At 73.8% G+C, this 13,429-nt stretch carries 14 protein-coding genes; 9 read left to right on the top strand and 5 right to left on the bottom strand.

Features of this window, described 5'->3' with window-relative positions; translation table 11 throughout:
• Positions 1-8 precede the first annotated feature (8 nt).
• Both AB0435_RS12065 and AB0435_RS12060 read left to right on the top strand, forming a co-directional pair.
• Positions 9-1,484 carry an AlkA N-terminal domain-containing protein gene (locus AB0435_RS12065; RefSeq protein ID WP_366003578.1) on the top strand — a complete coding sequence of 492 codons (1,476 nt, stop codon included), beginning with the start codon at positions 9-11 and terminating at the stop codon, positions 1,482-1,484.
• A 5-nt stretch (positions 1,485-1,489) separates the two neighbouring features.
• Positions 1,490-1,999 carry a methylated-DNA--[protein]-cysteine S-methyltransferase gene (locus AB0435_RS12060; protein ID WP_366003576.1) on the top strand — a complete coding sequence of 170 codons (510 nt, stop codon included), beginning with the start codon at positions 1,490-1,492 and terminating at the stop codon, positions 1,997-1,999.
• Positions 2,000-2,137: 138 nt separating this feature from the next.
• Here the strand turns inward: AB0435_RS12060 and AB0435_RS12055 are convergent, their stop codons facing one another.
• The 3 genes from AB0435_RS12055 to AB0435_RS12045 are packed head-to-tail and all read right to left on the bottom strand — an operon-like array spanning position 2,138 to position 3,815.
• Positions 2,138-2,728 (bottom strand): hypothetical protein, encoded by a 591-nt coding sequence (locus AB0435_RS12055; protein ID WP_366003575.1) that lies wholly within the window; start codon positions 2,726-2,728, stop codon positions 2,138-2,140.
• Positions 2,725-3,000: a hypothetical protein gene (locus AB0435_RS12050; RefSeq protein WP_366003574.1), complete on the bottom strand. Its 276-nt coding sequence runs from the start codon at positions 2,998-3,000 to the stop codon at positions 2,725-2,727. The genes AB0435_RS12055 and AB0435_RS12050 overlap by 4 nt, the downstream gene beginning before the upstream one ends.
• 32 nt (positions 3,001-3,032) lie before the next feature.
• Positions 3,033-3,815, bottom strand: coding sequence for a Sir2 family NAD-dependent protein deacetylase (locus tag AB0435_RS12045; protein ID WP_366003573.1), 783 nt, complete (start codon positions 3,813-3,815; stop codon positions 3,033-3,035).
• A 2,039-nt stretch (positions 3,816-5,854) separates the two neighbouring features.
• Here AB0435_RS12045 and AB0435_RS12040 point away from each other — a divergent pair.
• The 5 genes from AB0435_RS12040 (at position 5,855) to AB0435_RS12020 (ending at position 8,871) form a co-directional block, all read left to right on the top strand.
• Positions 5,855-6,067, top strand: coding sequence for a hypothetical protein (locus tag AB0435_RS12040; RefSeq protein WP_366003572.1), 213 nt, complete (start codon positions 5,855-5,857; stop codon positions 6,065-6,067).
• A gap of 85 nt (positions 6,068-6,152) precedes the next feature.
• The gene (locus tag AB0435_RS12035; RefSeq protein WP_366003571.1) at positions 6,153-6,722 is read left to right on the top strand and encodes a TetR/AcrR family transcriptional regulator; all 570 of its coding nucleotides are present in this window, start codon (positions 6,153-6,155) and stop codon (positions 6,720-6,722) included.
• 35 nt (positions 6,723-6,757) lie between these two features.
• On the top strand, positions 6,758-7,360 hold the full coding sequence (locus tag AB0435_RS12030; protein ID WP_366426803.1) for a DUF4865 family protein: 603 nt from the start codon (positions 6,758-6,760) through the stop codon (positions 7,358-7,360).
• A gap of 62 nt (positions 7,361-7,422) precedes the next feature.
• On the top strand, positions 7,423-8,013 hold the full coding sequence (locus tag AB0435_RS12025) for a TetR/AcrR family transcriptional regulator (RefSeq protein WP_366003569.1): 591 nt from the start codon (positions 7,423-7,425) through the stop codon (positions 8,011-8,013).
• Between the two features lie 72 nt (positions 8,014-8,085).
• On the top strand, positions 8,086-8,871 hold the full coding sequence (locus AB0435_RS12020; protein WP_366003568.1) for an SDR family oxidoreductase: 786 nt from the start codon (positions 8,086-8,088) through the stop codon (positions 8,869-8,871).
• A gap of 91 nt (positions 8,872-8,962) precedes the next feature.
• Here AB0435_RS12020 and AB0435_RS12015 read toward each other — a convergent pair whose 3' ends face one another.
• Entirely contained in the window at positions 8,963-9,733 is a 771-nt protein-coding gene (locus tag AB0435_RS12015; RefSeq protein WP_366426802.1) for a TetR/AcrR family transcriptional regulator, read from the bottom strand.
• A gap of 134 nt (positions 9,734-9,867) precedes the next feature.
• Here AB0435_RS12015 and AB0435_RS12010 point away from each other — a divergent pair, with 134 nt between their 5' ends.
• Complete coding sequence (locus tag AB0435_RS12010) at positions 9,868-10,128, top strand: hypothetical protein (protein ID WP_366426801.1); 261 nt, start codon at positions 9,868-9,870, stop codon at positions 10,126-10,128.
• Positions 10,129-10,259: 131 nt separating this feature from the next.
• Here the strand turns inward: AB0435_RS12010 and AB0435_RS12005 are convergent, their stop codons facing one another.
• Positions 10,260-11,966, bottom strand: a complete 1,707-nt coding sequence (locus tag AB0435_RS12005) for a BCCT family transporter (RefSeq protein ID WP_366426800.1) — start codon at positions 11,964-11,966, stop codon at positions 10,260-10,262.
• A gap of 150 nt (positions 11,967-12,116) precedes the next feature.
• On the opposite strand from AB0435_RS12005, the gene AB0435_RS12000 reads away from it, so the two are divergent.
• A complete protein-coding gene (locus AB0435_RS12000) occupies positions 12,117-13,298 on the top strand; it encodes a glycerate kinase (protein WP_366426799.1) in 1,182 nt (393 codons plus the stop codon).
• The last annotated feature ends 131 nt before the right edge of the window (positions 13,299-13,429 follow it).

Raw genomic sequence — 13,429 nt, 5'->3', positions numbered from 1 at the left:
CTTGAAGCATGTACACCGACTTCGACCGCTGTGTCAGGGCCGTCCGCTCCAAGGACGCCCGCTTCGACGGGTGGTTCTACACCGCCGTGCTCACCACAGGCATCTACTGCCGTCCGAGCTGCCCGGCCGTGCCGCCGAAGGACCGGAACATGACCTTCTACCCCAGCGCGGCCGCCGCCCAGCAGGCCGGCTTCCGGGCCTGCAAGCGCTGCCGGCCCGACGCCAGCCCCGGCTCGCCGCAGTGGAACGAGCGGGCCGACCTCGTCGCCCGGGCCATGCGGCTCATCGGCGACGGCACGGTCGACCGCGAGGGCGTCCCCGGGCTCGCCGCCCGCCTCGGCTACAGCACCCGGCAGATCGAGCGCCAGCTGCTCGCCGAGCTGGGCGCGGGCCCGCTCGCCCTGGCCCGCGCCCAGCGCGCCCAGACCGCCCGCATCCTCATCGAGACCAGCGAACTGCCCATGGCGGACGCCGCGTTCGCCTCCGGCTTCTCCTCCGTCCGCGCCTTCAACGAGACCGTGCGCGAGGTCTTCGCGCTCTCTCCCACCGAACTCCGCGCCCGCGCGGCCCACGGCCGGAAACCCGCCACCCCCGGCGTGCTGGCCCTCCGGCTGCCCTTCCGGGCGCCCCTGTGCCCCGACAACCTCTTCGGCCACCTCGTGGCGACCGCCGTGCCCGGCGTGGAGGAGTGGCGCGACGGCGCGTACCGCCGCACCCTGCGCCTCCCGTACGGCCACGGCACCGTCGCCCTCGCCCCGCGCCCCGACCACATCGACTGCCGGCTCGCCCTCTCCGACCTGCGCGACCTGGCCGGAGCCATCAGCCGCTGCCGGAGCCTCCTCGACCTCGACGCGGACCCCGAGGCGGTGGACGAACTGCTCGCCGCCGACGAGCGGTTGGCCCCGCTCGTCGCCAAGACCCCCGGCCGGCGCGTGCCGCGCACCGTGGACCCGGAGGAGTTCGCCGTACGGGCCGTGCTCGGCCAGCAGGTGTCGACCGCCGCGGCCCGCACCCTCGCCGCCCGCCTCGTCACCGCCCACGGCGAGCGCGTCGACGACCCGGCCGGGGGCGGCCTCACCCACCTCTTCCCGTCGGCCGAGGCGCTGTCCGGCCTCGACCCCGCGGCGCTCGCCATGCCCGGCGGCCGCCGGACCACCGTCGTGACGCTGGTCCGGGCCCTCGCGTCCGGCGAACTCTCCCTCGGCGTCGGCAGCGACCGCGCACAGGCGTACGCACAGCTCGCCGAGCTCCCCGGCATGGGCCCGTGGACCACCGGGATCATCGGGATGCGGGCGCTCGGCGACCCCGACGCCTTCGTGCCGACGGACCTCGGCGTCCGGCACGGCGCCGCCGCCCGCGGCCTGCCCGCGACCCCCGGGGCACTGACCCGGCACGCCGCCGCGTGGCGGCCGTGGCGGGCGTACGCCGTCCAGCACCTGTGGGCGGCCCACGACCATCCCATCAACGACATGCCCAAGGACTGAGCACCATGCAGCGCGTACACACCGTCACCGACAGCCCCGTGGGTCCCCTGACCCTCGTCGCCACCGACGGCACCCTGTCCGGTCTCTACATGACCGAACAGCGGCACCGGCCGCCCCAGGAGACGTTCGGCGAGCGGGACGACAGGCCCTTCGCGGAGGCACTGCGCCAGCTCGCGGCGTACTTCGCGGGCGGGACGACCCGCTTCGAGCTCCCGCTGCGACTGGACGGCACGCCGTTCCAACAGCGCGTATGGGCGGGGCTCCTGGAGATCCCGTATGGCGAGACGCTCTCGTACGGCGAACTCGCCGAGCACATCGGCGCGCCCAACGCGTCCCGCGCGGTGGGCCTGGCGAACGGCAAGAACCCCATCGGCATCATCGTCCCCTGCCACCGGGTCGTGGGCTCGACGGGCGGGCTCACGGGGTACGGCGGGGGCCTGGAGCGCAAGCGGATGCTTCTTGCGCTGGAGCGCGGGGCGGATGTGGGGGCGGGTGCTTCGGACCGGCTGTTCTAGGTGGTGGCGGGGCCCGGTGGCCGGGTGCGGGCTGTGTCGTCCGCACCACCGCTGCGCGGCGGTGTCCTCAAACGCCGGACGGGCTGGAAGGCATACCGGCATCAGCCACATCCAGCCCGCCTGGTGACCGGCCCGTGCCTAGCCCTGGCCCTTCAACGGCCGCTTGTAGTAAGCCCATGGGAAGGACCCCGCCCCCACCTGCACCCAGCCCTCCGCTTCCATCCGCCGGTGCCTGTTGCCGATGGCGAACGGGACGCGGCGGTGTTCCCACGGGTGGTCCGACGCCTCGACCACGTGGAAGTACGGACCGTAGTCGACGACGTGCCAGCCCTCCGGCCCCGCCTCCGCGAGCGCGGCCATCTCGTCGAAGGCGGTCAGCGGGGTGAGCACCCGGCGCTCCGGCACGCCCGGCCCTCCGGCCGTGGCACCGGGCGCGGTGGCGGACCCCTTCGCGGCGAACCGCTGTTGCGCCGCCTGCCGGCTCACCCCGAGGATGCGGCCGATGGTGTCCCAGCTGTGGCCCGCCGCCCGCGCGCCCTGCACCGCCTCGCGCAGCAGCCGGCTGGTCTCCTCGGCGCCGACCCGGGTGGCGGCGACCAGGCGGAGGTAGCCCTCGGCGTCGTGTTCCAGCGACTCGGCCAGTCCGTCCGGGGCGCCGAGGACGGCGCCCGCGATCCCTTCGCGGATGCCGGTGGCCTCCTCCGGGCCGATCAGCGGTTCGTCGCTCATCGGCCGTCCGCCGCCCGCAGCGGCTCCAGCGCGTCCAGGGCCGCGCGGTCACGCTCACGCCGTGCCGCCCGGCCCGCCCCGGCCAGGGCGGCGATGGCGCAGAGGACGATGAAGACGGCGGCGCCCCAGGTGATGTACAGGGTGATGCCGGAACCGTCCGACAGCTGTGCGCCCATGACGATCAGGGCGAACGCCATGGGGAACATGCCGAAGGCGCCGGCCCGGAGGGCTGTGCTGCTGCGGTCCGTGGCCGGCCGCGTGTCGGTGATCATGATGTCAAGATTTCCTTGACGTCGATCGTTTGTCAACCTTCCCTTGACATCGGTGGCGTCCGTCCCGCGGCGATCCCTTCCAGCAGCTTCGGCAGCGACGTCCCGATCGGCTCGCGCACCAGCTCGTGCGCCCGGTCGTCGTACGGCGTCGGCTCCGCGTTGACGATGATCAGCCGCGCGCCGTGGTCGGCGGCCAGCCCCGCGAGCGCGGCGGCGGGGTGCACCTGGAGGCTCGTACCCACCGCGACGAAGATCTCGCACGCCTTGGTCACGGCCACCGCCTCGCCCAGCACCACCGGGTCCAGCCCCTCGCCGAACATCACCGTCGCCGACTTCAGGATGCCGCCGCACGCCTCGCACGCCGGGTCCGGATCACCCGCCGCCACGCGCTCCAGCGCCTCTTCCATGCCCGACCGGACCTTGCACCGCGTGCACTGCACCGACCGCGCGGAACCGTGCAGTTCGAGCACCTTCCGCTCCGGCGTCCCCGCCAGCTGGTGGAGCCCGTCCACGTTCTGGGTGACCACACGCACCGGCGTACCGGACCGCTCCAGCCGCACCACGGCCTCGTGCGCCACGTTCGGCCGCGCCCGCAGCGCGGGACCCTCGCGCCGCATCCGCCACGCCCGCCGCCGGATCTCGGGATCGGACATGTAGTACGCGTACGTGACGAGCTTCTCGGCCTCCGGGTCGCGCCGCCACAGCCCGTTGGGCCCGCGGTAGTCGGGGATCCCGGAATCCGTGGAGATCCCGGCCCCGCTCATGACCACCACCAGGGGCCGCCGCTCCCCGGGCCTCGCCTCGCCGCTGCTCATGGCGCGAGCGTACGCAGCGGGCCCCGCCCGGGCGACGGCTTTACTCGCGGTGGGCCGCTCGTCGGCAGCCGTCCCGTGCCGCCGTTCTGGGTATCTGTCGATATTCGCCCGTTCCCGTCCGGGCGGTGGCGCGAGGTCGCCCTTGGCTGGAGATTTGTCGACTTTGCGACTCGTCACCCTTCTGGGGTCGTTTTGTATGACCTGCCCTCCCTCCCTCGGGTGGTGAAGTGCCCGCATCCGGGCCAAGGTGCGGGCTTGTCTCGACGGAGCGTTCCTGCGGCTGTGGTCCTGTGCGACTCCAGGTTTCTGAGGGTGATAGGAGCGATATGTCGCTAAAGAGGAGGCGGGTCGGAGCCGTCGTGGCGGGCGGCGGCGCCGTCACATTGGGAGTGATGTTCGCGCTCTGCACGTCGGCGGGCGGCATGCTGTCGGCGGCCGCGCGAGGGCGCTACGACGGGGTCCCCGGAAAAGTGGTCTCCGGGGTGGGTCAGCACGTACGGAAAGGGCCGTCGACCTCGACGCCGATCGTCGGCGACTACGGCTCCGGGGCGAGCGTGCGCATCGACTGCAGGGCCGTCGGCGAGAACATCGGCGGAGACCGCTCGTGGTACAGGCTCGTCCGGGGCGGCGGCTGGATGAGCGCGCGCTACGTCCACGCGTACGGCTCGGTGCCGGTGTGCGGCGACGGTCACCACGACCACCGCCCCGACCCGGGCCCGAGGGGACCCAGGGGGCCCAAGGGTGACAAGGGTGATCGGGGCCCGGCAGGTCCCGCAGGGCCGAAGGGCCCGAAGGGGCCGAAGGGGGACCGAGGCCCGGCGGGGTCGAAGGGGTCCAAGGGCGATCCGGGGCGGGTGGGTCCGCAGGGCAGACCGGGCGTTGCGGGTCCCGCCGGCCCGAAAGGCGACCCCGGACACGTAGGCCCCGCAGGACCGAAGGGCGACCCGGGAGGAGCCACCGGACCGGCGGGTCCGGCAGGCCCCAAGGGTGACGTGGGTGACGTGGGGCCTGCCGGCTCCAAGGGCGATCCCGGCGCGGTGGGTCCGAAGGGCGCCCCCGGCCGAGTGGGGCCGACAGGTGCCACGGGGCCCGCGGGCCCTGGCGGCCCGGCCGGGGATGCCGGGCCTGTAGGCCCGGCCGGCCCCAAGGGTGACCCCGGACGCGTGGGGCCCGCGGGCCCTGCGGGAGCCAAGGGGCCTGCGGGGCCCGGTGGTCCGGCCGGTCCCAGCGGGTCGGTGGGTCCGGCCGGACCCAAGGGGGACGTGGGGCCTGCCGGTCCGTCCGGTGCGACAGGGGCGGTCGGTCCTGCCGGTGCCACCGGTCAGGTGGGTCCTCCCGGTCCCAAGGGAGAAGCCGGGGTCGTCGGTCCCACTGGTGCCACCGGACCCGCGGGGGCGAAGGGGGAGAAGGGCGACCGGGGCGATCCCGGAGGCCCTGTCGGTCCGGCCGGGCCCAGAGGTGACAGGGGCGAGCCCGGTGACACCGGACCCGCCGGGCCTACGGGTCCCAGTGGCCCCGTCGGACCCGCCGGGCCGTCCGGCTCCACGGGCAGACCCGGCCCGGCCGGGCCTGCGGGTCCCGCCGGATCCGCAGGACCCGCGGGCCCCGGCGGCCCTCCCGGCCCCCAGGGTGACCGTGGTGACCCGGGTGCCACGGGTGACAGAGGCACTACGGGTCCCGCCGGTCCCACGGGGCCTGCGGGGCCAGCAGGTCCCACCGGCCCGATCGGCCCCGCCGGCCGCCAAGGCCAGGACGGCCCGGCCGGCGCCGCGGGCCCGGCGGGGCCCACAGGGCCGATGGGGCAGAAGGGTCAGAAGGGCGACATCGGAGACGCGGGCCCCGCGGGTCCTCCCGGTACCACCGGACCGCAGGGCCCCACCGGCCCCGCGGGCCCGCAGGGAGCCCCTGGTCCCGCAGGACCTCCCGGTCCCGCAGGGCCCCCCGGCTCCGCGAGTACCGCGGGACGCATCGGCCGCAAGGGCGCACCCGGGAGCGGCCGTCCCCCGAGGGTCGTCCAGCAGGAGTTCACCATCGCCTCCATGGCCCGTGAGCAAGTGCTGAAGAGCCCGGTGTGCCCCGCCGGCACGCGGATCGTCGGTGGCGGATACGCCCAGGCCGGCACCTGGTCGGGGGCGTTGGAGAAGGTCGCCGAGTACCCCCTCGTGGAGGAGAACCGCTATCTGCTGGGAGTGAACAGCGTCAGCCCCAGCGAGGTCACCCTCAAGGTCTTCGGGGTCTGCCAGCCCTACTGACCGCCGAACCCCCGAGTGGCCCGTCGCCCGTCGGCGGGCCACTCGCCCCTCCTCCTCTGTACCTACTGGTATGTACACTCGCCTCATGAGCACCTCGGAACGCCTGATCGAGAGCACCCGCGAGCTCCTGTGGGAGCGCGGATACGTCGGTACCAGCCCCAAGGCCATCCAGCAGCGGGCGGGGGCCGGGCAGGGGAGCATGTACCACCACTTCGCGGGCAAGCCGGATCTGGCGCTCGCCGCGATCCGCCGCACCGCGGAGGAGATGCGGGCCAAGGCGGAGGAGCAGTTCTCCGCCCCGGGCACGGCGCTGGAGCGGATCACCGCGTATCTGCTGCGCGAGCGCGACGTCCTCAAGGGCTGCCCCGTCGGCCGGCTGACGCAGGACCCGGAGGTGATGGCCGACGAGGCGCTGCGCGGCCCGGTCGACGAGACCTTCGACTGGCTGCGCGGCCGCCTCGCCGGGATCCTCGCGGAAGGCCGCGACCGAGGTGAGCTGGACGCGGCGCTGGACCCTGTCGCCACCGCCTCCGCCGTCGTCGCCGTGCTCCAGGGCGGTTACGTCCTGGCCCGCGCGGCGCACTCGACGGAGCCGTTCCAGCAGGCCGTCACCGGCGTGCTCGGCCTCCTGGCCGGCCACGCCACCGCCCGGTGAAAGACCCGAACGCCACCAGGAAGACACCGATCCGCATGCACGCCCAGCAGTACGAGATCACCCTGCCCGCCGACTACGACATGCGCGTCATCCGCAAGCGCGTGGCCGACTTCGGCCACACCCTCGACGACCGGGCCGGGCTCGGTCTGAAGGCGTACGTCATCCGCGAGCGCGGAGTGAACGGCTCTCCCGTCAACCAGTACGCCCCCTTCTACCTCTGGAACGACACCGGCGCGATGAGCGCCTTCCTCGTCGGCGGGGGCGGTTTCCAGGGAATCGTCCGCGACTTCGGCCGGCCGGTCGTCCAGCACTGGGCGGGCGTCGCCACCGAGGCGGGCCCGGCCCGTGCCGCGACGCCGAAGGCCGCCTCCCGCCGCCTGACCCCGATCCCCGTCGACGCCGACCCCATGGGTCTCACCGAACTCGTCCGCCGCGAGACCGACGAACTGCGCGCGCTGGCGCGGCGCGACGGCGTGCACACCGCCGCGCTGGCGGTCGACCCCCGGCACTGGCAGCTGATGCGGTTCGTCCTGTGGGGGCACGCCGTGCCCGGGGCCGAGGACGTCACCGAGCGGTACGAAGTGCTGCACCTGTCCGCCCCGCACCTGTCCGAACTCCCCGACGGCCGCCACTGGTAGCTCGGAATTTTCTCGCGGCCGATAGTTGACCTGTAGGTCAAGAAAGGCTTAGCCTCCAACGCATGGGCAGACCGAAGCAGTTCGACCCGGACGTGGTGATCGACCAGGCCATGGACGTCTTCTGGCGCAAGGGGTACGGGTCGACGACGCCGCAGGACCTCGTCGACGAGACCGGCATCGGCAAGGGCAGCCTCTATCACGCCTTCGGCAGCAAGCACGCCCTGTTCACCCGAGCGTTGGAGCGCTACCGCGACACGCAGGCGGCCGCCCTGGTCGAACTGCTCGGCGGGCACGGTTCCGTGCGGGACCGGCTGCGGGCCGGGTTCGAGGTCCTCGTCGAGATCGACCTCGGCGACCCCGGTCGGCGCGGCTGCTTCGGCGTCAACACCGCCACCGAGCTCGGTGGCGTGGACCAGGAGGCCACCGAGCTCGTGCGCCGCATGTTCGAGCGCACCGAAGGGGCCTTCCGGGCGGCGCTCGAAGAGGGGCGGCGCTCCGGCGAGATCGACGCCCGCCTCGATGTCCACGCCGCCGCGAGCCTGCTGCTGGCGACCGTGATCGGTATGCGCGTCATCGCCCGCACCGCCGACGGCCCGGAGCGGTTGCACCGGGTCGTCGACGGGGCGCTCGACGGGGTGCTCGGCACCCTCTGAACCCCCTCGTCCGGCTCGCCGGACCCGCCCATGCCTTGATTCTGTACCTACAGGTAAAGAAAAGAGCTTCCCATGGACCTCCACCTCACAGGCAAGACCGCGCTCGTCACCGGCGCGAGCCGGGGCATAGGCCTCGCCACCGTCCGCCGGCTCGTCGCCGAGGGCGTACGGACCGTCGGCGTGGCCCGTACGATCACGGACGAGCTGACCGCCAGCGGCGCGGTCGCCGTCTCGGCCGACCTCGCCACCGCCGAGGGCGCAATCCATGCGGTGGACGCGGCACGTGACGCGCTCGGCGGCATCGACCTGCTGGTCAACGGGGTCGGCGGCGGCGACTCGTACTCCGTCGAGGGCTTCCTCGCCACCGACGACGCGGCGTGGGACGCCACCTTCGGCATCAACTTCTTCAGCGCCGTACGCGTCACCCGCGCCGCCCTGCCGGACCTGCTGGAGCGGGGCGGTGCCGTCGTCAACATCTCCTCCATGGGCGCCCGCGTGCCCTCCAGCGGGCCGGTCGACTACACCACCGCCAAGGCCGCGCTGAACGCCCTGGGCAGGTCCCTGGCCGAGGAGTTCGGCCCGCGCGGAGTGCGCGTGAACACGGTCTCTCCCGGCCCGGTCCGCACCCCTCTGTGGGAGGCCGAGAACGGCTTCGGAGACCACCTCGCCAAGGCGATGGGCGCGGCGGACCTGGAGACCTTCCTTGAGCAGGTCCCGCAGATGATCGGCATGACGACGAACCGCATGACCGAACCCGAGGAAGTGGCGTCCCTGGTCGCCTTCCTGCTCTCCGACCACGCCCGCAGCATCGTGGGCGCGGAGCTGCGCATCGACGGGGGAGCGGTCAAGACGGTCTAGGCGGGCTCGGCGAAGTCCGGTGCGGCTGCGCCCCGGTGGGGCGCGACCGGCCACGACCCGCAGGCGGCGTACCGGACTTCCGGCGGAGCGCTCAGGCGCCCGGGGCTCCCACGGGCAGCAGCCGGTCCAGGTGGTAGTCCATCACCTCGCTCACCGACGTCGGCGTGCGGCGGGTGTGGACGATGTCCATGCCCAGGCCCGTGATGCCCGAGACCAGGAGATCCGCCTCCCGGGACGGATCGATGCCCGGGGCCGCCCTGCCGGCCTCCCGCGCCCCGCGCAGGACCGCCGCGACGAGCTCCTCCAGGGGCTGGTCGCCGTGCAGGAAGACCGCGGCGAGCTCCGGGTCGGTGAGGCTGCGCGCGTAGTAGGCGGCGAACACCCGGAAGGACATGAGGCGGTGCTCGTCCAGCGGCAGGAACTCGTCCAGGATTGCCCGCAGCAGCGCACGGGGATCGTCCGGGCGCCGCAGCGCCTCGACGCGCGCCCGGGCGCGGCGCTCGTTCTCCTCGTGCAGCATCCGGAGCGCGGAGACGAGGAGTTCGTGTTTGCCGGTGAAGTGGTACTGCACGACCCGCAGTGACACGCCCGCCTCGGTGGCGATCTCCCGCATGCTCGCCTCGTGGAGTCCGCGCCCGGCGGCGATCCGCCAGACGGCCTCGGCGATCTCGCGGCGCCTGCGGGCCCGCGTGCCGCCCGGCCCGGCGGGAGCCTCGGGCGCGGCCACCGGCGGCCTCTTCCGCTGCCGGTACGCCTTGGCCTGGCAGCCGCGCGAGCAGTACGCGGGCGGGCGGCCCCGGGTCGCCCGGGGCAGCGGCGCCTTGCACACCCGGCAGCCGGCGGCCTTCTTTTCGTCACGCATATGTGCAGCATACGCTCGCCGGAATGTGTGACGAAAAGGGATATTGCCTAATGAATCCTTAGGATTCTACTCCTTGTGACTGATACGGTCGTAACGTAGATGACGGGAAAGCGCGACGTGATCCGGAGGCGGTCATGGACGAGGGCTGGTATCGGCTGGGAATGCTCCTGGTGTTCATAGCGGGATTCTGGGAAGGGGCGGCCGCCCTCTTCTTCCGGCTGTTCACGGGCAAGGAGCCGTCGCCGATGATCGCGGTCAACTACCTGCCGGCGCCCTGGTGTTACGTCGGAGCCGTGGCGGTCGTGCTCGTGGCGTTCGCCGTCGTCGCCGTTCTCGACACCGGCCACAAGAAGGCGCTGGCGCGCGAGGAGAAGGAACCGCAGGGCGCGGCCTGAGCGGTGTCCGGCGGATCTTTGCCGGTCTGCGGGCCCGTTGCCTCTGGGGGAGCTTGAGGACACCGCCGCGCAGCGGTGGTGCGCAGACGGTGCTACCCGCGGCACCGATCACAAGATCCGCCGGACAGGCCCTACGCCCCGCCGCCCTTGTCGCCGTCCTCCCGGTCGCGGACGCTCTCCGCGACGCGGCGCAGGCGGGGGTGGCGGACCGGGCCCTGTTCCGTGATCGCGTCGCCGATCATCGTGCGCATCGCGTCCCGCAGCCCGTGCAGCGGGTGGTGCCGCGCCGGACCCGCGCCCGGGTCCTCGCGCAGCTCCCGTACGAGGGACCAGCACAGCGCCAGCATCACCAGGACGAACGGCAGGGCGACCAGGATCGTCGCCGACTGGAGCGACTTCAGGCCGCCCGCCACCAGCAGGACCGCCGCGACCGCGGCCATCAGCACGCCCCACGTCACCACCAGCCAGGTGCGCGGGTGCAGCGCGCCCCGGCTGGAGAGCGAACCCATCACCAGGGACGCGGAGTCGGCGCTGGTGATGAAGTACGTCATCACCAGCGCCATCGCGATCCACGAGGTGAGCGCGTCCAGCGGCAGGGTGTCCAGCAGCGCGAACAGCGACGCCTCCGCGCCCTCCTTGACCGTCCCGGCCATGTCCGCCGCGCCCGTCATGTCCAGGCGCAGCGCGCTCCCGCCCATCACGCAGAACCACACCACCGTCGCCCCGCTGGGCACCAGCAGGACCCCGATCAGAAACTCCCGGATGGTCCGGCCGTGCGAGATGCGGGCGATGAACGTCCCGACGAAGGGCGCCCAGGACAGCCACCACGCCCAGTAGAAGATCGTCCACGCGCCCAGCCACGCCGAGTCGGTGAACGCCCCGGTGCGCGTCGCCAGGTTCAGCAGGTCGTGCAGATAGCCGCCGGTGGCCGCCGGGATGGTGTTGAGGACGAAGACGGTCGGGCCGAGGACGAACACGAACAGCATCAGACACGCGGCGAGCACGATGTTGAGGGTGCTCAGCCACTTGACGCCCTTGTGCAGGCCGGAGAAGGCCGACAGTACGAAGGCCGCCGACAGCGCGCCGATGATGACCAGTTCGAGGGTGGTGGAGTCCTTGACGCCGGTGGTGATGTTGAGGCCCTTGGACACCTGGAGCGCGCCCAGCCCGAGGCTGGTCGCCGTGCCGAAGACGGTCGCGAAGACCGCGAGCAGATCGATGGCCCGCCCCGGCCAGCCCGCCGCCCGCTCCTCGCCGAGCAGCGGGACGAAAGCGGAGCTCAGCCGGTTGCCGCGGCCCTTGCGGAACCCCGCGTAGGCGAGCGCGAGGCCGGACATGCCGTAGATCGCCCACGGGTGCAGGGTCCAGTGGAAGAAGGAGTACTCCAGCGCCGTGCGGGCCGCGGCGGGCGAGTTGGCGGTGACGCCGCTGCCGGGGGGCGGGGACACGAAGTGCAGCAGCGGTTCGCCCACGCCGTAGAACATGAGGCCGATGCCCATGCCCGCGCTGAACATCATGGCGATCCACGCGAGATTGTTGAACTCGGGCTGGTCGTCGTCCCGGCCCAGCCGGATCCGCCCGAAGCGGCTGAACGCGATCACCACGCACAGGGCGAGGAACACGTCGGCGGCGATGACGAACAGCCAGGCGAAATTGGACAGCACCCAGTTCAGCGCGGCCGACGTCGTCCGGTCGAAGGAGTGCTTGGCCAGCGCCGCCCACGCCACCACCGCGAGGACGGCGGCGGCTCCGATCGCGACGAGGGTGAGGTCCGGGGAGTCGTCCGCCGGCGGACCGGAGGCGGCCGGGTCGGGCGACTCGTATGCGTCGGTGCTCATGTCGCCCCACTATGGCCGGGATGCACTGAATTGGGCGTCCTGGCACGCCGTCCGCAGGCATGGGCAACACGCAATCCCCCGGGTAGGGTCGCGGCGCGGCGGCCCGTGCTCGTTGTGCGGCGCGGGCCCGGACGGCGAGGGGACGGCGGGATGACAGACGCGACGGCCGCGGGGGCGACGGCGGGGGGCTCGGGCGCGTCCGGCCGCCGGGTGCTGATCGCCGCGGACAAGTTCAAGGGCTCGCTCACGGCGGTCGAGGTCGCCGAGCGCGTGGCGGCCGGCCTGCGGCGCGCGGCGCCCGGCGTACGGGCCGAGGAGCTCCCCGTCGCGGACGGCGGCGACGGCACGGTGGCCGCCGCCGTGGCCGCGGGCTTCGAGCGCCGCACGGAGCGGGTCACCGGGCCGCTGGGGGAGCCCGTCACGGCCGCGTACGCGCTGCGCGGCGACACCGCCGTGGTGGAGATGGCCGAGGCCTCCGGTCTGCGGCACCTGCCCGGCGGGCGGTACGCCCCGCTCACGGCCGGGACGTACGGCACCGGGGAACTGCTGCGGGCGGCGCTCGACGCGGGCGCGGCCACGGTCGTCCTCGGCGTCGGCGGCAGCGCCTCGACGGACGGCGGAGCGGGCATGCTGAGCGCCCTGGGCGCGCGCTTCACGGACGCGCACGGCACGCCGCTGACCTCCGGCGGCGGCCCGCTGGCCGGGCTCGCGCGCGCCGACCTGTCCGGCCTCGACCCGCGGCTCGCGCGCACCCGGGTCGTCCTGGCGAGCGACGTCGACAACCCCCTGACGGGGCCGAAGGGCGCCGCCGCGGTCTACGGGCCGCAGAAGGGCGCCTCCCCGGACGAGGTGGCCGAGCTGGACGCGGCCCTCGCGCGGTACGCCCGCGTCCTGGCCGACACCGTCGGCCCCCGGGCAGCCGAGTACGCGGGCGCTCCGGGTGCGGGCGCGGCGGGCGGCGTCGGCTACGGCGCGCTCGTCGGACTGGGCGCCGCCTTCCGCCCCGGCATCGACGTGATGCTCGACGCGCTGGGCTTCGCCGCGGCGCTGGAGCGGGCGGACCTGGTGATCACGGGGGAGGGCTCCCTGGACGCGCAGACGCTCCACGGCAAGGCCCCGGCGGGGGTGGCGGCGGCAGCGCGGCGGAGGGGAGTGCCGGTGGCGGCGGTCTGCGGGGTGCTCTCGCTCTCCGCGGCGGAGCTGCGGGGGGCGGGGATCTCGCGGGCGTACGCGATCGCTTCGCTGGAGCGGGACCGGGAGCGGTGCATGGCTGAGGCGGGGCCCTTGCTGGAACGGCTCGCCGAGCGGGTGGCGGCGGATTTCCTTCTTTGACCGCCTGCGGCGGGCTTTTTCCCCTACCCGCCCCTTCCCGAAACTGGGGGCAAGCCCCCAGACCCCCGAACCGCGCTTCGCGCGGTGTCCTCAAACACCGGCACGGGGGGGATAAGCAGGCCCGGAAGCCC

This window comes from Streptomyces sp. NPDC051173 (assembly GCF_040689515.1).
In the GTDB taxonomy this organism is placed as follows: Bacteria; Actinomycetota; Actinomycetes; order Streptomycetales; family Streptomycetaceae; genus Streptomyces.
This window is presented reverse-complemented; position numbering and strand designations above follow the sequence as displayed.

Coding starts and splice junctions, on each gene's coding strand:
- AB0435_RS12015 (WP_366426802.1), bottom strand. CDS start 9,733: ATGCGTGACGAAAAGAAGGCCGCCGGCTGCCGGGTGTGCAAGGCGCCG.
- AB0435_RS12060 (WP_366003576.1), top strand. CDS start 1,490: ATGCAGCGCGTACACACCGTCACCGACAGCCCCGTGGGTCCCCTGACC.
- AB0435_RS12030 (WP_366426803.1), top strand. CDS start 6,758: ATGCACGCCCAGCAGTACGAGATCACCCTGCCCGCCGACTACGACATG.
- AB0435_RS12010 (WP_366426801.1), top strand. CDS start 9,868: ATGGACGAGGGCTGGTATCGGCTGGGAATGCTCCTGGTGTTCATAGCG.
- AB0435_RS12035 (WP_366003571.1), top strand. CDS start 6,153: ATGAGCACCTCGGAACGCCTGATCGAGAGCACCCGCGAGCTCCTGTGG.
- AB0435_RS12020 (WP_366003568.1), top strand. CDS start 8,086: ATGGACCTCCACCTCACAGGCAAGACCGCGCTCGTCACCGGCGCGAGC.
- AB0435_RS12045 (WP_366003573.1), bottom strand. CDS start 3,815: ATGAGCAGCGGCGAGGCGAGGCCCGGGGAGCGGCGGCCCCTGGTGGTG.
- AB0435_RS12025 (WP_366003569.1), top strand. CDS start 7,423: ATGGGCAGACCGAAGCAGTTCGACCCGGACGTGGTGATCGACCAGGCC.
- AB0435_RS12055 (WP_366003575.1), bottom strand. CDS start 2,728: ATGAGCGACGAACCGCTGATCGGCCCGGAGGAGGCCACCGGCATCCGC.
- AB0435_RS12000 (WP_366426799.1), top strand. CDS start 12,117: ATGACAGACGCGACGGCCGCGGGGGCGACGGCGGGGGGCTCGGGCGCG.
- AB0435_RS12040 (WP_366003572.1), top strand. CDS start 5,855: ATGGCCCGTGAGCAAGTGCTGAAGAGCCCGGTGTGCCCCGCCGGCACG.
- AB0435_RS12065 (WP_366003578.1), top strand. CDS start 9: ATGTACACCGACTTCGACCGCTGTGTCAGGGCCGTCCGCTCCAAGGAC.
- AB0435_RS12005 (WP_366426800.1), bottom strand. CDS start 11,966: ATGAGCACCGACGCATACGAGTCGCCCGACCCGGCCGCCTCCGGTCCG.
- AB0435_RS12050 (WP_366003574.1), bottom strand. CDS start 3,000: ATGATCACCGACACGCGGCCGGCCACGGACCGCAGCAGCACAGCCCTC.